Genomic DNA, 17,962 nt, shown 5'->3' with positions numbered 1-17,962 from the left:
GCGGCCCGAGCGTTTCTTCTCGCGGTCCGAGCGGCGTGGTCGCGGTCCGGGTGTCCGTGCCGCGGGGTGGCGGGGTCGCTCAGCGCGGGTTGAAGACGACGCTGGCGAAGCGCTTGCTGTCGGGCGCCGCGTGACCGGGGGCGATCCGCTGGGCGGAGCCCCTGCACTTCTTCTGCGAGTAGACGACGAGCGGCTTCTTCGTCGCGTTGCGTGCTCCGCGCGCCTCCTGGGCCATGTCGAAGCACTTGTTCTCCGGCGGGGCGGCGAGGGAGTACGCCTGGCCCTTGGGGCCGATCCAGAGGAACGTACCGTCCGCGGCGAGGGCGGAACCGGTGGAGGTCAGGACGAGGGTGAGCCCGCCGAGCACGGCGACGAGCGGACGGCACAGGCGCATGTCGGTGTCCTTCGTGGGGTGGGGGAGGGGGCGGAAGACGCGGACGACGGCCGCATCCGCCATCTCACACCCGGGCCATCCGCGGCCCCGTCGCCGACACGGGCACGTCGGCCGTCCGGGCGACCCGCCACGCCGACGACGCTCAGACGGCCGTGCGACCGCCGTCCACGTTGAGCACGGCTCCGGTGATGTAGCTCGCGTCGTCCGACGCCAGGTAGGCGATGGCCGTGGCCACCTCCTCGGGCCGGGCGACATAGCCGAGCGGCGACTGCGCGGCCAGCTTGTCCAGGCCGTCACCCAGGATCTCCGCTCCGGGAGTCCGGGTGGTGCCGGGACTGACCGCGTTGACCCGCACGCCGCTCGGCCCGAACTCGGCGGCCCAGCTCTTGGTCAGCAGGTCGAAGGCCGCCTTGCTCGCGCCGTAGACGGCCGCATCGGCGATGCCCAGCTGGGCGGCCATCGTCGTGACGTTCACGATCGCACCCCTGCCGCGCTCGGCCATCGCCGGCGCGAGTTCACCCACCAGATAGAACGGAGCCTTCAGATTGACGCCGAAGACGGCGTCGAAGGTCTCCTCCGGGAAGCCCGGTGTCGGTCCCAGGGCGACGATGCCGGCGTTGTTCACCAGGATGTCGATGTGGCCGCCCGCCGCCGTCGAGGCACGACGCGCCACATCCCGCGCCGACCGCGCGTCCCCGAGGGCTCCCTGCACGAAGTCGGCCCTGCCGCCCCCGGCCCGGATGTCCGCGACGGCCTGCTCGCCGCGCTCCGCGTCGCGGCCCATGACGATCACATGCGCTCCCAGCTCCGCGAGTTTCACGGCGGTGGCCCTGCCGATGCCGCTCGTGGAACCGGTGACCAGCGCCGTACGACCCGAAAGACTCTGACCAGACATGACGCTCCTCGGACTGACCGTCCTGCATTGCCGGTTCCCACCAGCATCGGGCGGGACGGGCAGGCGCCGCATCAGGAGGCGGACGCCGCGCCCGGCCGGGGGCGCCGGGGGCGGGAGCCGCACCGGATCGGCACAGGGCCGCGTGGGGGAGGGGGCCGAATGTGGAGGGGCCGCACCGGGAGAGGACGATGCCTCGGCGGCGGCTGCCGCTCGCCACGGATGTGGAGGGCGCTGCGCGAAGGCCGTCAATCGCTGTGCGAAGGCCGTCAATCGGGGTAGGCGAGCAGGCCCGAGGAAAGGATCGCCATGACGACCTTCGTGATCAGCGTCCCCGGCACGTTCACCACCGCGGTGGCGGCGGACACCCGGACGCGGCTGGCCCGCGCGCTGCGGCCCGCCGATCCCCATGGCACGCGGCTGGGGAACGCCGAGGACCTGGACGTGCTCAGCGTCAACGAGGACAACACCTTCACGCTGCGCCTCACCGTCGAGGCGGACACCGGCCGGCACGCCGAGGAGGAGGCACGCCGGCTCGCGGACTCCGCTCTGCGCGACGCGGGAGTGGACGAGGCGAGCGCGCCTCTGGGGCCCGCCGTGATCACCGGAATCGACTCGGAGGTCCGCTGACCCCGGACCACGCGGCGGTGCCGGCCACCGGTGGGGCCGAATCATCGAAAACGGATAAAATCAAGTCATTTGCCGAATAGTCACGGCAGGCCTACCGCGTGTCACCGCCCCGCCGGAAGTGATCGATGCCCCGCAAGCGCGCCCCGGACGAAGGCGACGAGCTGCTGGCCAGACTCGGTTCGCTCACCGCCCAGGCGCGCCGGCGCGCGGAGCTGCAACGCACCCAGGTCGAGCTGGCCCTCGCACTGCAGCGGGGCATGCTGCCGCGGGACCTGCCCGCCGCCCCCGGCCTGCACCTGGCGGTACGGTACGCGCCGGCCAACCTAGGTCTCAACGTGGGCGGCGACTGGTACGACGCCTTCACCATGCCCGACGGCCGGATCGGACTGGCCATCGGCGACGTCCAGGGACACAACATCGAGGCCGCCGCCTTCATGGGCCAGGTCCGGGCCGGCCTGCGCGCGCTCGCCTCCGTCACCGGCGAGCCCGGCGAACTCCTCGCCCGCACCAACGACCTGCTGGTCTCCCTGGGCAGCGACCTGTTCGCCACCTGCACCTTCATGCGGCTCGACCCGGCCACCGGAGTTCTGGAGAGCGCGCGGGCCGGCCACATCCCCTGCGTGTGGGCCACCGGGGACGGGAAGTCCGGCGTCGCCGAGGACGAGGGAGGACCGCCGCTCGGCATCGAGAAGGGCGTGGACTACCCGGTGACCCGGTACCGGCTGGCCGCCGGCGGCCTCTTCGTCCTGCTGACCGACGGCGTGGTGGAGGGCCCGTCGCTGGACATCGAGGACGGCCTCGACCAGGTGGTGCGCCTCGCGGGCGTCGCCGCCGTCGCCGGTCTGGAGGCCCGCTCGCTGGCAACCGCCGTGATCAAGGGCGCCGAGGGCATCGGACACGAGGACGACGCCGCCGTCCTCGTCGTCGGCCTCGACGGCCCCGCCGGCCGACCGTGAACCGGTGCGGGCCGGGACCGGCGGCCGCCGGAGGGCGGCGGCCCCGTATTCAGCCGTAGAGCCGGACCGCGCGGTCCCTCGCCTCGCCGACCGTGCTCCGCCGGTGTGGGATGGCTGCTGTGGTGGGTTGTGAGGATCTGCGCCGGCCGGGCGGCTACATCGTCCGGGTGCTGGCCGTCGCGGCCTGCTACTACGCGGCGGGCCGGCTCGGCCTGCTGCGCGAGCTGTCCGTCGAGGGCGCCGTCGTCACCCCCATCTACCCGCCGACCGGCGTCGCGGTCGCCGCGCTGCTGATCCTCGGCCTGCCCTGCTGGCCCGGCATCACGCTCGGCGCCCTGTTCGTCGTGCTCTCCCTCACCGGCTTCCGCCCGGACGTGCTCGGCACCCTTTTCGGCAACACCGCGGCACCCGTGTGCGCGGTGCTCCTGCTGCGCCGGGCCGGGTTCCGCAGCGACCTCAGCCGACTGCGGGACGGCGTCGCGCTGGTGTTCCTGGCCGCCCTGGCCGCCATGCTGATCAGCTCCACCGTCGGCGTGGGCGTCCTGGTCCTCACGGACAGGCTGGCCGCGCACAGCTTCTGGCCCGTGTGGCTGGCCTGGTGGGTCGGCGACGCGATGGGCGTCCTGCTCGTCACCCCGCTGCTGCTGTTGCTCCGCCAGGCCCGCTGGCCGCCGCCGCTGGGGCGCTGGAAGGAGGCGACCGCGCTGGCCGTCGTCACCTGCCTCCTCGTACCGGTGGCCGTCTACGCCTCGATCAGCCTGCTCTTCCTCGTCTACCCGCTCATCATCTGGGCCGCCCTGCGCTTCCAGCTCGTGGGCGGCGTCCTGTGCGCGCTGCCGACCTCCGTCATGGCCACGATCGCCGCGACCGACGGCGCCGGGGCCTTCGCCGGGCTGGGCCGGATCGAGGTCATGCTGAAACTGCAGGCCTTCAACGGCGCGATGGCCCTCACCGCCCTGCTGCTGTCCGCCGTGATCATCGAACAGCGCAACACCCGGAACTCGGTGGAGAAGGCCTGCCAGGAACTCGTGGAGGTGCTGGAACACCTCACCGCCGGCGACGCCCCGCCGCCCCGCTCCCATGCCACGGACGACGGCGACGACCGCCCGTGGCCCACGGGGACCTCCTAGGTGCGGCGATGCCGCGAGGGCGTAGTGGCAGCGGGTGCGCGAACGGCGTGTCTAACGACCTGCCCGGGACACTGGGAGACGATGGGTGCGGCCCGCACGGGCAAGGGCCGGACCGGAGGAACAGGGGCGGCATGGAGCAGCGGGTGACACCGCGGACGGCGGGCGCGGCGGACAAGGCGACCGGGACGGCCGATCACGGCCGCCGGGACCCGGCACACCCTCGGGACGACGGCACGACCCGGCCGGGCGGGACCGCCGGCGCCCCCGGCCCGGCAGGGCACCGGGACGACGCCACCACCAGGCCGGCCGCGACCGCTCCCGGCCACCCGGCCCCGCCGCACGACCGGGACGACGGCACGACCCGGCCGGGCGGGACCACCGGCGCCCCCGGCCCGGCAGGGCACGGGGACGACGCCACCACCAGCCCGGCCGCGACCGCCGACGCCCCGCCCGGGGCCGACCGGAGCGCACGGACCTCCGGGGGCGCCGACGTGCGCCGCCGCATCCCGCGCACCGACGCGCTCCTGCGCGAGCCGCGGCTGTCCGCGGCACTCGAGCGGCTCGGGGCGGGCGTGGTGAAGTCCGCCGTCCGGCAGGCGCAGCAGCGGGCCCGGGCGGGGGACATCACGCCCGAACAGGTGCCGGACACGGCCCTCGCCTTGTTGCCGGGCAGCGCCGGCGGCCTGCGACCGGTGATCAACGCCACCGGAGTGCTGCTGCACACCAACCTGGGCCGGGCCCCGCTGTCCGCCGCGGCCCGGCAGGCGGTCCAGGAGGCCGCCGGACCCACCGACGTCGAACTGGAGCTGTCGACCGGCGTACGGGCCCGCCGGGGACGCTCCGCCCTCGCCGCGCTGCACGAGCGCGTGCCGTCCGCCGGTGCGGTGCACGTCGTCAACAACGGCGCCGCCGCCCTGGTGCTGGCCGCCACCGTGCTCGCGGCGGGCAAGGAGATCGTCGTCAGCCGGGGCGAGATGGTGGAGATCGGCGACGGCTTCCGGCTGCCCGACCTGCTCGTCTCCACCGGCGCGCGGCTGCGCGAGGTGGGCACGACCAACCGCACGACCGCCGCCGACTACGCCGACGCGATCGGCCCGGACACCGGGTTCGTGCTGAAGGTGCACCCGTCCAACTTCCGCATCACCGGTTTCACGAGGTCCGTCGAGGCCGCCGAACTCACCGGCCTCGGCGTCCCGGTCGTCGTCGACATCGGCTCCGGGCTGCTCGCGCCGCATCCGGCCCTGCCCGAGGAACCCGACGCCGACACCCAGCTCCGCGCCGGCGCCGCGCTCGTCACCGCCAGCGGCGACAAACTGCTCGGCGGGCCCCAGTGCGGACTCCTGCTCGGCGACGCGGGGCTCGTCCGCACCCTCGCCCGGCATCCGCTGGCCCGCGCCCTGCGCGTCGACAAGCTGACCCTGGCCGCGCTCGAGGCCACGCTCACCGGGCCGCCCACCCCGACCGCCCTCGCGCTCACGGCCGACCCCGACCGGTTGCTGGCCCGCGCAGGCCGGCTCGCCGCCGGCCTCGCCGCCGGCGGCTTCGACGTACGGGCCGTGGAGTGCACCGCCACGGTCGGCGGCGGCGGCGCACCCGGCGTTCCTCTGCCCAGCGCGGCGATCTCGCTCCCCGAGCGGTACGCCGCCGCACTGCGCACCGGCCCCCTCCCGGTCGTCGGACGCCTGGAGGCCGGCCGGTGCCTGCTGGACCTGCGGTCCGTACCGGAGCAGGACGACGAACGACTCGGACAGGCCGTCCGCTCGGTGGCCCCGGCGGGCGAGACGCGGACGGCCTCGTCGGGCGGTTCGCGGACGGTCCCGGCGGGCGGTTCGCGGACGGCCTCGGCGGGCGGTTCGCGGACGGCCTCGGCGGGCGGTTCGCGGACGGCCTCGGCGGGCGGTTCGCGGACGGTCCCGGCGGGCGGTTCGCGGACGGCCTCGGCGGGCGGTTCGCGGACGGCCTCGGCGGGCGGTTCGCGGACGGCCCCGGCGGGCGAGACGCGAACGGCCACGGCGGGCACCTCGCGGACGGCCCCGGCGGGCGAGACGCGAACGGCCAGGGCGGCCACCTCGGGGACGGTCCCCGCAGACGCCCCTCGGCCGGCCGCGGCGGCCGATAAGCCGACGCCCGCGGCAGCCGATAAGCCGACGCCCTCGGCGAGCGGCGAGCGGACGGCCCCCGTGGGCGGCGAGCGGACGGCCCCGGCGGGCGGGACGCCGACGGCCCCGGGGAAACCGGCCGCCCCGGCGAAGGACACGCCGGCCGCCCCGCCAGGCGGGAAGCGGTCGGCCGAGGGCGGGCGGCCGGGGCGGGCCGCCGCGGAAGGCTAGGCGGGCGCGATGCGGGTCCTCGCCACCGCCGGGCACGTCGACCACGGCAAGTCGGCCCTGGTGCGCGCCCTCACCGGCATGGAGCCCGACCGGTACGAGGAGGAGCGCCGCCGGGGTCTCACCCTCGACCTCGGCTTCGTGTGGACCGCGCTCCCGGACGGCGAGCACCTCGCCTTCGTGGACGTGCCCGGCCACGAACGCTTCGTCGCCACCATGCTGGCCGGCGCCGGGCCCGTGCCCGCCGTGCTGTTCGTGGTCGCCGCCGACCAGGGCTGGCAGCCCCAGTCCCAGGAGCACCTGGCGATCCTCGACGCACTCGGTGTCCGGCACGCCGTCCTCGCGGTGACCCGGTGCGACCTCGCGGACCCCGCACGGGTGCGCGCCGACGCCGTCGAGCGACTGGCCAAGACCTCCCTCGGCACGGTCCGGGCGGTCGCCGTCAGCGCCGTCACCGGTGCCGGCCTGGACGAGCTGCGCACCGAACTGGCCCGGCTGGCCGGCGAGTTGCCCGTGCCCGACGCCGAGGCCGACGTGCGCCTGTGGCTCGACCGGGCCTTCACCGTCCGCGGTCACGGCACCGTGGTGACCGGCACCCTCGGCGCGGGCACCCTGCGGGTCGGTGACCGGCTGGTCACCGGGGACGGCAAGGCCGTCCTGCGGGTGCGCGGGCTGCAGAGCCTGCACGAGGAGCGCACGGCCGTCAGCGGCGTGGCCCGGGTGGCCGTCAACGTGCACGGCGAGGGCGACGACGGCCTGCGCCGCGGGCAGGTGCTGCTGAGCCCGGACCGCTGGCTGTCCACCGAGGTGATCGACGTCCGGGTCGCCGGCGAGCCGGTGGCCGACCTGCCCCGCTCGGTCACCCTGCACATCGGCGCGGCCGCCGTACCGGTGGCCGTCCGTCCGCTCGGTGCGGACACCGCCCGGCTCACCCTGAGCCGCGGACTGCCCCTGCGGGTCGGCGACCGCGCGGTGCTGCGCGAACCCGGCGGCGGCCGCACCCCCTGCGGGGTCACCGTCCTCGACGTACGGCCACCTCCGCTGACCCGGCGCGGCGCCGGCCGGGCCCGCGCGGCCGAACTCGACGGCATGACCGGCCGCCCGGAGGGCGCCGCGGAACTGCGCCGCCGCAAACTGGTCCGCGGCGCCGAACTGCGGGCGATGGGCGTCCCCCCGCCCGTGGCGCCCGTCGCCGGGGACTGGCTGGCCGACGCCGCGCACTGGACGGACCTCCGGGACCGGCTGGCCACCGAGGTCGAGCGGCACGCCCGCGCACACCCGCTGGAGCCAGGGCTGCCCACCGAGGCCGCCCGCCGTCTGCTCGGCCTGCCCGACCGAGCCCTGGTCGACGCACTGGCCCGGGCGATCCCCCGGCTGCGGGCCCGGCAGGGCCGGCTGTACCCCCTCGACGCCACCCGGCCCACGCTCCCCCCGGCCGTCGGCGCGGCCGTGGACGCCGTGCGCGGCGACCTCGCCCGTACGCCGTTCCGCGCACCCGAGGCCGGCCGGCTCGCCGAACTGGGCCTGGACCGCAAGGCGTTGGCCGCAGCGGTGGCCGCCGGGGCTCTGCTCCGCATCGCCGAGGGGATCGTGCTGCTGCCCGGCGCCGACGCCGGGGCCGCGGCCGTGCTGGGCGGCCTGCCGCAGCCGTTCACGCTGAGCGAGGCGCGGCGCGCGCTCGACACCACACGCCGGGTGGCCGTACCGCTGCTCGAGTTCCTGGACGCCCGGGGCTACACGGAGCGCGTCGACGACCAGTGCCGGCGCTGCCGTGCCGGCGCGGTGAACGGAGGCGGACAGGAATCGAACCTGCCTGCCCGAGATCCTCGGGCACCTCGGTTTTGAAGACCGGGAGGGCCACCAGGCACCCACACGCCTCCACCGCCCGTCAGGCTACTGCTCCAGGAGACCGGGATGACACCGACCCGCCAAGCGTCCGTACGACTCACGCAGTTCGCCCACGGCGGCGGCTGCGCCTGCAAGATCCCGCCGGGTGAGCTGGAGGAGGTCGTCGCGGGGCTGACCGCGCCACCGCTCGCCGGGGGTGACATCCCCCTGCTCGTCGGGCTGGCCACCGGTGACGACGCGGCCGTCGTGCTGCACGGGGGGACTGCGGTCGTCTGCACGGCCGACTTCTTCACCCCGGTCGTGGACGACCCCTACGACTGGGGCCGCATCGCCGCCGCCAACGCCCTGTCCGACGTGTACGCCATGGGCGGCCGGCCGGTGCTCGCCGTCAACCTCCTGGCCTGGCCGCGCGACCGGCTCCCCTTCGACCTGGCCCGCGAGGTGCTGCGCGGCGGGCTGGACATCGCCACGCAGGCGGGCTGCCACGTCGGCGGCGGGCACAGCGTCGACGACCCCGAGCCCAAGTACGGCATGGCCGTCACCGGCATCGCCGATCCCGAGCGGCTGCTGCGCAACGACACCGGCCGGCCCGGGCTGCCCCTGTCGCTGACCAAGCCGCTGGGCCTCGGAGTCCTGAACAACCGGCACAAGGCCACCGGCGAGCGCTTCGAGCAGGCCGTCGCCACCATGACCGCCCTGAACCGGGAGGCCTCCGAGGCCGCGCTGGCCGCCGGGGCCACGTGCGCCACCGACGTCACCGGGTTCGGCCTCCTCGGCCATCTGCACAAGCTGGCCCGTGCCTCCGGCGTCACCGCCGTGGTCGACACCGCGGCCGTGCCCTACCTGGACGGCGCCCGGGAGGCCGTGCGGGACGGCTACGTCAGTGGCGGCACCCGGCGCAACCTCGAATGGGTCACCCCCCACACCGACTTCGGCAGCGCGGACATGGACACCCGGCTGCTGCTGGCCGACGCCCAGACCTCCGGAGGACTCCTCGTCGCCGGAGAGGTGCCGGGCGCCCCGGTGATCGGACGGCTGGTGCCGCGAGGGGCCCACTCCGTCGTGCTGGAGTGACCCGGGAGCCGCTCCGCTTCCGTCGGGCAGGTCCGCCGTCAAACCGACGCGGGTACCCCGGCTGTCCGGATCCATGCTGCCCCTGATCGGATGATTCTCGTGATCGGGGAAGATTGGCAGATCACTTTGTCCGATGCCGCGGGAGTGGGTTAGCCTGCGGCGTATTTTTCTCATCGTGCAAATCCGTGAACTGCGGAAATGCAACGCCAATGCCGGGTCAGGCCGCGTGCCCGGCCGTGGTTCCGAGCCCTCCGCACGAGGGCTCCTGGGGAGCGGAACGAGGGTGCGCATGGCCGGCAAGGCGACCGGGACGACCGACGTGGTCCCGGGTGACCAGGAACTGAGAAGACTGCTCGCGGGACTGACCGCGGTGCGCGACGGAGACTTCGGCACCCGGTTGCCGGACGACTCCACCGGCCTCATGGGCGACATCGCCACCGTCTTCAACGGCATGGTGGACCAGTTGTCCGTGTTCACCTCCGAGGTCACCCGCGTGGCCCGTGAGGTGGGCACCGAGGGCACCCTCGGCGGCCAGGCGCAGGTACCGGGCGTCTCCGGCACCTGGGCCGACCTCACCGACTCCGTCAACGCGATGGCGGGCAACCTCACCACCCAGGTCCGTGACATCGCCCAGGTCGCCACCGCCGTGGCCAAGGGCGACCTGTCGCAGAAGATCGACGTGCCCGCGCGCGGCGAGATCCTGCAGCTGAAGGAGACCGTCAACACGATGGTCGACCAGCTGTCCGCGTTCGCCGACGAGGTGACCCGGGTCGCGCGCGAGGTCGGCACCGAGGGCCGGCTGGGGGGCCAGGCTCAGGTGCCGGGGGTCGCCGGGGTCTGGCGCGACCTGACGGACTCGGTCAACTTCATGGCCGGGAACCTGACCGCCCAGGTGCGCAACGTCGCCCAGGTGACGACGGCGGTGGCGCAGGGCGATCTGTCGCAGAAGATCACGGTGGACGCGCGCGGCGAGATCCTGGAGCTGAAGAGCACCATCAACACGATGGTGGACCAGCTGTCGGCGTTCGCGGACGAGGTGACCCGGGTGGCCCGCGAGGTCGGCACCGAGGGCCGGCTCGGCGGGCAGGCGGACGTCAAGGGGGTGAAGGGAACCTGGCGCGACCTGACGGACTCGGTCAACTTCATGGGCGGGAACCTGACCGCCCAGGTGCGCAACGTCGCCCAGGTCGCCACCGCGGTGGCGCAGGGCGATCTGTCGCAGAAGATCACGGTGGACGCGCGCGGCGAGATCCTGGAGCTGAAGAACACCATCAACACGATGGTGGACCAGCTGTCGGCGTTCGCGGACGAGGTGACCCGGGTGGCCCGCGAGGTCGGCACCGAGGGCCGGCTCGGCGGGCAGGCGCAGGTGCGCGGAGTCGCCGGCACCTGGAAGGACCTCACCGACAACGTCAACGTGATGGCCTCCAACCTCACCGGCCAGGTCCGCTCCATCGCCCAGGTCGCCACCGCCGTGGCCAAGGGCGACCTCTCGCAGAAGATCACCGTCGAGGCCAAGGGCGAGGTCGCCGCCCTCGCCGACGTCATCAACACCATGGTCGACACCCTGTCCGCGTTCGCGGACGAGGTGACCCGGGTGGCCCGCGAGGTCGGCACCGAGGGACGGCTCGGCGGCCAGGCCCACGTGCCCAACGTGGCCGGCACCTGGAAGGACCTCACCGACAACGTCAACTCCATGGCCAACAACCTCACCGGCCAGGTGCGCAACATCGCGCTGGTGACCACCGCCGTGGCCAAGGGCGACCTGTCCAAGAAGATCGACGTCGACGCGCGCGGCGAGATCCTCGAGCTGAAGACGACCATCAACACGATGGTGGACCAGCTGTCGGCGTTCGCCGACGAGGTCACCCGGGTCGCGCGCGAGGTGGGCACCGAGGGGCGGCTCGGTGGACAGGCCGAGGTCGAGGGTGTCTCCGGCACCTGGAAGCGGCTCACCGAGAACGTCAACGAACTCGCCGGCAACCTCACCCGGCAGGTCCGCGCCATCGCCGACGTGGCCAGCGCCGTCGCGGAGGGCGATCTGACCCGCTCCATCACCGTCGACGCCTCCGGCGAGGTCGCCGACCTCAAGGACAACATCAACTCGATGGTGGAGTCCCTGCGCGAGACGACCCTCGCCAACCAGGAACAGGACTGGCTCAAGACCAACCTCGCCCGCATCTCCGGCCTCATGCAGGGCCACCGGGACCTGCCGGTCGTGGCCGAACTCATCATGGACGAGCTGGCGCCCCAGGTGTCCGCCCAGTACGGCGCCTTCTACCTCGCCGAGGACGGCGAGGCCGGGCCCGAGCTGCGCCTGGTCGGCTCCTACGGCCGTCCCGAGGAGGACACCAGACCCGTCCGGATGTCCTTCGGCCGCACCCTGGTCGGACAGGCCGCGCGCAGCCGCCGCACCATCGCCGTGGACGAGCTGCCGACCGGGTACGTCACCATCTCCTCCGGGCTCGGACAGATCGAGCCCACCGCACTGCTGCTGCTGCCCATCGTCTTCGAGGAGCAGGTCCTCGGCGTCATCGAACTGGCCTCGGTCACCCGGTTCACCCAGATCCACCGGGACTTCCTGCAGCAGCTGGTCGACACCATCGGCGTCAACGTCAACACCATCGTCGCCAACGCCCGTACCGACGAACTGCTCGAGGAGTCGCAGCGGCTGACCAGCGAACTGCAGTCCCGCTCGGCCGAGTTGCAGGCCCGGCAGGAGGAACTGCAGAGCTCCAACGCCGAACTGGAGGAGAAGGCCTCGCTGCTGGCCGACCAGAACCGCGACATCGAGGCGAAGAACCTGCAGATCGAGCAGGCACGCCAGGAACTGGAGGCGCGCGCCCAGCAGCTGTCGCTCGCCTCCAAGTACAAGTCCGAGTTCCTCGCCAACATGAGCCACGAGCTGCGCACCCCGCTCAACAGCCTGCTCATCCTCGCCCAGCTGCTGGCCCAGAACCCCTCTCGCAACCTCACCCCCAAGCAGGTCGAGTACGCGGGCATCATCCACTCCGCCGGCTCCGACCTGCTCCAGCTGATCAACGACATCCTGGACCTGTCCAAGGTCGAGGCCGGCAAGATGGACGTGACGCCCGAGCGCGTCTCGCTGCGCCAGCTGATCGAGTACGTGGAGGCCACCTTCCGGCCGATGACCTCGCAGAAGAGCCTGGAGTTCACCGTCGCCACGGCGCCCGGCGCCCCCGCCGACCTGCTCACCGACGACTCCCGGCTCCGCCAGGTCCTGCGCAACCTGCTGTCCAACGCGGTGAAGTTCACCGAACAGGGCGGCGTCGAACTGCGCGTGGAACCCGCCCCCGACCACGAGGTGCCCGCCGGTGTGGTGCGGGGGAGCGCGATCGTCGCGTTCCGCGTGAAGGACAGCGGCATCGGCATCCCCGAGCAGCAACTGGAGACCATCTTCGGTGCGTTCCAGCAGGCGGACGGGACCACGAGCCGCAAGTACGGCGGCACCGGGCTCGGGCTGTCCATCACCCGGGAGATCGCCCATCTGCTCGGCGGCGCCGTCAGCGTCGACAGCACCCCCGGCAAGGGCAGCACCTTCACCCTCTTCCTGCCCGTGGCCCTGCCGGACTTCGACGAGGCCCTGCGCAACGGGCGCAACGCGCCGAAGCCGCCGGCCGAGCAGCTGCCGGCGGACGGCGCGACGGGCCGCGAACTCCTGGCGGAGGCACCGCTCGCCGACGCGAAGCGGCAGCGCGCGCGCCGCCTGCTCGTCGTCGAGGAACGCTCGCGCGGTCTGCTGACCCTGGTCGCCGAGAGCGTGGTCGGGGACCTCGCACACGGCCCCGCCGACGAGGGCGGACTGCCCGTCGACATCATCACCGCGGTCGGCGCCCAGGAGGCGGCGGGTGCCCTCGCCGCCGAGCCCTGCCACTGCGTCGTGGTCGAACTGGGCGCGCCGGACGGGGAGTCCGCCCGCTTCCTGGACGCCCTGCGCGGGGACTCCGCCCTCGCGAGCGTCCCCGTGCTGGTGCACAGCTCGCACCGCACCGAGCACACCGCCGACGGGACAGACGGCCCGCTGGAGTACCTGTTCAGCCTCGACGAGCTGCGCGAGCGGATCGCGCTGCACCTGTCCGCCGAGGAACCCGGCGAGGTGCTCACCCTGGTCCGCGGCGACGAACCGCAGATCACCGCCCCGCACCTGATCGACGAGGACACCCACGGCCGTACCGTGCTGGTCGTCGACGACGACGCCCGCAACCTGTTCGCGCTCAGCGGCATCCTGGAACTGCACGGCTTCCGCGTCCTGCACGCGGAGAACGGCCGCAAGGGGATCGACACGCTGATGAACAACCCGGACGTCGAACTCGTCCTGATGGACGTGATGATGCCCGAGATGGACGGATACACGGCCACCGCGGAGATCCGCAAGATGGCGCAGTACGCCGACCTGCCGGTCATCGCCGTGACGGCCAAGGCCATGCAGGGCGACCGGGAGAAGAGCCTCGCCTCCGGCGCCAGCGACTACGTGACGAAACCGGTGGACACCCATGACCTCATCGCCTGCGTCCGGCGCTGGCTCCCCGCATGAGGACAGCACGGTGCCTGTCCGCACGACGAGGAGCGCGGACCCGGTGAGCACCCACGAACTCCCCGCCGTACCGGACACGGCCGGCCTCGTCCGGCTGCCCGACGTGGACGAGGTGTCGACCGACGTGCCGGCCGCCTCGCCGGTCGGCCGGCTCGCCGCCACCGTCGAGCGGCTGCGCCGCGAGGTACGGGCGGCCCAGGCCGAGGCCGAGGGCCGGGCCCTGATCGAACTGGCCAAGGGCATCCTCGTCGAGCGCCTCGGCTGCGGCCCGGCGCAGGCCGCGCGCCAGCTCGCCGAACTGACCGAGCAGGCCCAGACGACCCCGCTCGAATTCGCGGTGGACGTCATCAACCAGGCGGCCCGGGACCGTGTCTCGGAGGTGACCGAGGCGTTCCTGTCGGTCGCCGCGAACCCGCCGGAGACCGTCGAGGAGTCCGCCGCCGTACGGCTGCGTGCCGCCGAGAGCGGGGTGCTCGCCGCGCACGACGCCCAGGCGATGGCCGACTCGCTGCTCGAACACGCCCTGCGGCCGCTGGGCGCGGTGGCCGTCGCGATCTGGGCCGTCGGTTCGGACGGCTCGCTGAGCCTCGCGGGCAGCGCCGGCTTCCCGGCCGGCGAGGCGGCCCGCTGGCGGTACGTCCCGCCCGACGTGGTCACGGTCGCCCGGCGCGGCCTGACCGAACCCGACGGGCAGTGGCTGCCCTCGCTCGCCGGCTCCGGGCTGCCCACGCTGGGCCGCCGGGAGTACGGCGACGGCGCCCGCATCGCCCTGCCCGCGGGCGCGGGCGGCCGGATCCACGGCGTCCTGGAGATCGCCTGGCCCAAGCCCGAGGGCCCGCTGCCGCGCCCGGTCGTCCGGCAGGTGGAAGCCCTCGCCGAGCTGTGCGCGCACAGCCTGGAGAGCATCGCGCCGCCACCCGGCGCGGGGCAGGAACCCCGCATGCTGCCCGACGTGGTCGAACTGATGGACCTGGCGGACGGGCTGCACGACCCGGCCCTCGTCCTCGTGCCGCACCTCGACGGCAGCGGGGAACTCGTCGACTTCCGCATCCAGCACGTCAACGGCCGCTTCCTCGATCCGGCGGGCCGGCCACGAGCCGTCGTCAACGGCGCCCTGCTGCTGGAGGCCTATCCGATGACGGCCGGCGCCAGCGAGCTGTTCCAGCGCGTGGAGCGCGTCTACGCCACCGGTGAGCCGTTCCGCGCCCGCCGGATGCGGCTGACCGCCCTGGTCGACGAGGTGCCGCTGTCGGCCGTCGCGGACATCAGCATCAGCCGCCACGGCTCCAGCATGCTGCTCATCTGGCGCATCGAGGACGAGACGGCCCGGCTGGCCAGCCTGCTCCAGCACGCCCAGCGGCTCGGCCGGATCGGCGGCTTCGAGGAGAACCTGCTCACCGGCGAGATCACCTGGAACGGCCAGCTGTTCCACCTCTACGGCCGCCCGGCCACCAGCCCGCCGGTGGCCCTGGAGGAGCTGACCGCGTACGCGCATCCCGACGACGCCGTCTCCATCGGCCGTTTCCTGCGCACGCTGCTGCACCACCACCGGCCCGCGTCCGCCGCGTTCCGGTTGCAGCGTCCGGACGGCGTGACCCGGCACATGCGGGTGGTCGCCGAACCGGTCCTCGACACCGAGGGCCAGCTCTTCGGTGTCCGCGGCGCCTACCAGGACATCTCCGCCCAGCACTGGACCGAGGTGGCCCTCGCCGCCACCCGCGACCAGCTCGCCCACACCGAGCAGCAGGCCGACGAGCGCAACCGGCTGGCCCTGCAGCTGCAGCACGCCATCATGCCGCCCACCCAGGCCCCGTTGAAGGTGCCCGACCTCCAGGTGGCGGTGCGCTACCGGCCCGCCGAGACCGAGCAGCTGGTCGGCGGTGACTGGTACGACACCGTCGTGCTGCCGTCCGGGCTGGTGCTGCTGTGCGTCGGCGACGTCGCCGGGCACGGGATCGAGGCCGCCACCAGCATGGTCGTCCTGCGCAACGCGCTGCGCGGCCTGGCGGTGACCGGGGCGGGTCCGGCGCAGCTGCTGTCGTGGCTGAACATCGTCGCCCACCATCTGACCGGCGCCGTCACCGCGACCGCCGTCTGCGGGCTGTACGACGGTGAGCGGCGGACCCTGCGCTGGGCCCGGGCGGGTCATCTCCCACCGGTCCTGGTGCGGGAGTCGGAGGCCACCGCGCTGCCCACGCTCAAGGGGCTGCTGCTCGGTGCCCTACCGGAAGCGGTCTATCAGGAGACGGAAGTGCAACTCGCCGCGGGGGACACCCTGTTGATGTACACCGACGGCCTGATCGAGCGCCGGGACCGCTCGGTGGAGGAGTCCTTGTCCCATCTGCTGGAGACGGCGCGCTCGGCGCCGGCGACCCTGGACCAGAAACTGGACCGGCTGCTCACCTACAGCAGGTCCGACACCGACGACGACACCTGCATCGTGGGTATCCGGGTCGGCTGAGCCGGCGGCCCCTCAGCCGGACTGTCGGCCGGTGAGCCGCACGGTGGCGGTGATCCGCTTGCCGCGGGGCAGCGGGGTGACCTCCAGGTCGCTGGAGAGCATCGTGACCAGGTGCAGTCCGTGGCCGCCGACCCGCCGGGGGTCGGGAGGGCGCCGCCGGGGCTGCTCGGCGGAGGTGTCCGTCACGCTGATGCGCACCTGGGAGGCGTCGGGCGGCACCTCCAGCCCCAGCTCGCACGGGCCGGGGGCGTGCTTGGTGGCGTTGGTGACGAGTTCGCTGACGACCAGCTGGGCATCCTGCACCGAGCGCCGGTCCGGTGCCGGCTCCACCCGGGAGAGCAGCGTCGCGACGGCGTCTCTCGCGTCGGCGATGCTGGTGACGCCGCTGCCCCAGGTGCGGCTGCTCCGCAGGGGTGCGGGGCGGTCCTGCGTCGTCGTGTGCGTCCTGAGCGGGATGTCCATACCTCGTTGCCCTTTTCCTCCGGGGTCGGGGTCCCTTCCTGTCCACTCGGGATTCCTGCCGTCCTTGCTCCGGCTACCCGCTGAACCGTCGACCAAGGGGACGTCCGCCGGGAATCCTCCGGTTGCACACGATCCCCGGACGAGAGGCGGCCGGCCGGGTGGCGGCACGGCCGCCCGCGGTCGTACACGCCCCTCCCTCCGGCCTCGGTTGCGGAACAGGAACGGGTCCGGGAAAGCCGCCTCCACGGGGGTTTCCCGGACCCGTTCCGAAACCCGAATAGGTGGGCCCGATTCAGTGCTTGAAGGTGTCCTTCGTCTTTTCCTTGGCCTGCCGGGCGTCCCCGCGCGCGCCTTCCATGCGGCCCTCGGCCTCCAGGCGCTCGTTGCCGACCGCGCGGCCCGCGACCTCCTTGGCCTTGCCCTTGGCCTGCTCCGCCTTGGCCTTGGCCTTCTGGTTGCCAGCCATGGGTTTCACATCCCAACGTGTTCGCCGTGTGTGGTCGACATTCGGCTTGCCTCTGCGCCGCGGTCCAAACCAGGAAATCGGGTCCCGGGTCCAACCGAAAAGCGGGGGGTGGCCCGGCGGTCGGCGGGAAATCGCCGTTTCGGAGGCCGACGAACATGGTTCCTCCGCTTCTGGTTCTCGTCGGCAGACGCACCCGGGCGGAAGGAGCGGGCCGCGACCGTGTCCGGGGCCCGCTGGGGTGTGTACGGGCGCGGATTGCCCGGCCCCGGTTGTACAGCCCAGACTGATAAACCTAGTGTTATCACCTGTGGATACCACTGCACTCGCCGGCGCGCTGCGGCTGGCCATGGGGCGGATCGTCCGCCGGCTGCGCCAGGCGCACGCCGTAGGGGACGTGTCGCTCTCCGGAATATCCGTGCTGGCCCGGCTGGCCCGGACCGGCCCCGACTCACCGGGCTCGCTCGCCCACCTGGAGCGCGTACGGCCGCAGGCGATGGCCGGCACCCTGGCCGGACTCGAACAGCGCGGGCTGGTGAGCCGTAGCCCCGACGCCGTCGACGGGCGCCGGGTCATCGTGTCCGTCACCGGGGAGGGACGCGCGGTGCTGGAGCAGCGCCGGTCCGAGTCGGTCAGCCGTCTCGCCCGCGCCCTGGACGAGTTCACCCCGCAGGACCGGCAGGCGCTGCACGACGTCCTGCCCCTGCTCGACCGGCTGGCGGAACGGCTGTGACCGGCCGGGCGCCCGCCCGGCGGGACCGTGCCGCCGA

11 protein-coding genes, 1 tRNA gene and 2 pseudogenes are annotated in these 17,962 nt (G+C 73.7%); 9 read left to right on the top strand and 5 right to left on the bottom strand.

The features are described from left to right. Positions 1-79 precede the first annotated feature (79 nt). Positions 80-457, bottom strand: a complete 378-nt coding sequence (locus ABVB68_RS24845) for a hypothetical protein (protein ID WP_353603333.1) — start codon at positions 455-457, stop codon at positions 80-82. Between the two features lie 79 nt (positions 458-536). Further along, the gene (locus tag ABVB68_RS24840) at positions 537-1,289 is read right to left on the bottom strand and encodes an SDR family NAD(P)-dependent oxidoreductase (RefSeq protein WP_353603332.1); all 753 of its coding nucleotides are present in this window, start codon (positions 1,287-1,289) and stop codon (positions 537-539) included. 306 nt (positions 1,290-1,595) lie between these two features. Between ABVB68_RS24840 and ABVB68_RS24835 the strand changes: the two genes are divergently transcribed. The 5 genes and pseudogenes from ABVB68_RS24835 to ABVB68_RS24815 form a co-directional block, all read left to right on the top strand. Beyond that, on the top strand, positions 1,596-1,916 hold the full coding sequence (locus ABVB68_RS24835) for a hypothetical protein (RefSeq protein ID WP_353603331.1): 321 nt from the start codon (positions 1,596-1,598) through the stop codon (positions 1,914-1,916). A 125-nt stretch (positions 1,917-2,041) separates the two neighbouring features. Further along, entirely contained in the window at positions 2,042-2,872 is an 831-nt protein-coding gene (locus ABVB68_RS24830; protein WP_353603330.1) for a PP2C family protein-serine/threonine phosphatase, read from the top strand. Between the two features lie 110 nt (positions 2,873-2,982). Then, positions 2,983-4,002 (top strand): MASE1 domain-containing protein, encoded by a 1,020-nt coding sequence (locus tag ABVB68_RS24825; protein ID WP_353603329.1) that lies wholly within the window; start codon positions 2,983-2,985, stop codon positions 4,000-4,002. Positions 4,003-4,493: 491 nt separating this feature from the next. Then, positions 4,494-5,771 (top strand): annotated as a pseudogene (selA, locus tag ABVB68_RS24820) (L-seryl-tRNA(Sec) selenium transferase); the annotation flags it as partial. A 570-nt stretch (positions 5,772-6,341) separates the two neighbouring features. Beyond that, positions 6,342-8,075 (top strand): annotated as a pseudogene (locus ABVB68_RS24815) (SelB domain-containing protein); the annotation flags it as partial. Between the two features lie 41 nt (positions 8,076-8,116). On the opposite strand, the gene ABVB68_RS24810 reads toward ABVB68_RS24815, so the two are convergent. Continuing rightward, positions 8,117-8,209: transfer RNA gene (locus tag ABVB68_RS24810), tRNA-Sec, on the bottom strand. Positions 8,210-8,243: 34 nt separating this feature from the next. Between ABVB68_RS24810 and selD the strand changes: the two genes are divergently transcribed. From selD to ABVB68_RS24795, 3 genes are all read left to right on the top strand, one after another. Next, positions 8,244-9,251, top strand: a complete 1,008-nt coding sequence (selD, locus tag ABVB68_RS24805; RefSeq protein ID WP_353603328.1) for a selenide, water dikinase SelD — start codon at positions 8,244-8,246, stop codon at positions 9,249-9,251. Positions 9,252-9,540: 289 nt separating this feature from the next. Continuing rightward, positions 9,541-13,806 carry a HAMP domain-containing protein gene (locus tag ABVB68_RS24800; RefSeq protein ID WP_353603327.1) on the top strand — a complete coding sequence of 1,422 codons (4,266 nt, stop codon included), beginning with the start codon at positions 9,541-9,543 and terminating at the stop codon, positions 13,804-13,806. A 43-nt stretch (positions 13,807-13,849) separates the two neighbouring features. Then, positions 13,850-16,267, top strand: coding sequence for a SpoIIE family protein phosphatase (locus ABVB68_RS24795; RefSeq protein WP_353603326.1), 2,418 nt, complete (start codon positions 13,850-13,852; stop codon positions 16,265-16,267). A gap of 12 nt (positions 16,268-16,279) precedes the next feature. Here ABVB68_RS24795 and ABVB68_RS24790 read toward each other — a convergent pair whose 3' ends face one another. Beyond that, positions 16,280-16,729: an ATP-binding protein gene (locus ABVB68_RS24790; RefSeq protein ID WP_353603325.1), complete on the bottom strand. Its 450-nt coding sequence runs from the start codon at positions 16,727-16,729 to the stop codon at positions 16,280-16,282. 292 nt (positions 16,730-17,021) lie between these two features. Continuing rightward, the gene (locus ABVB68_RS24785) at positions 17,022-17,195 is read right to left on the bottom strand and encodes a CsbD family protein (RefSeq protein ID WP_353603324.1); all 174 of its coding nucleotides are present in this window, start codon (positions 17,193-17,195) and stop codon (positions 17,022-17,024) included. Between the two features lie 307 nt (positions 17,196-17,502). Between ABVB68_RS24785 and ABVB68_RS24780 the strand changes: the two genes are divergently transcribed. Beyond that, positions 17,503-17,925, top strand: a complete 423-nt coding sequence (locus tag ABVB68_RS24780) for a MarR family winged helix-turn-helix transcriptional regulator (RefSeq protein WP_353603323.1) — start codon at positions 17,503-17,505, stop codon at positions 17,923-17,925. Positions 17,926-17,962: the final 37 nt, after the last annotated feature.

It is taken from the genome of Streptomyces sp. NPDC096012 (genome assembly GCF_040426375.1).
Lineage (GTDB): Bacteria > Actinomycetota > Actinomycetes > Streptomycetales > Streptomycetaceae > Streptomyces.
The sequence above is the reverse complement of the archived record's forward strand: the minus strand, read 5'-3'. Positions and strand labels throughout refer to the sequence as shown.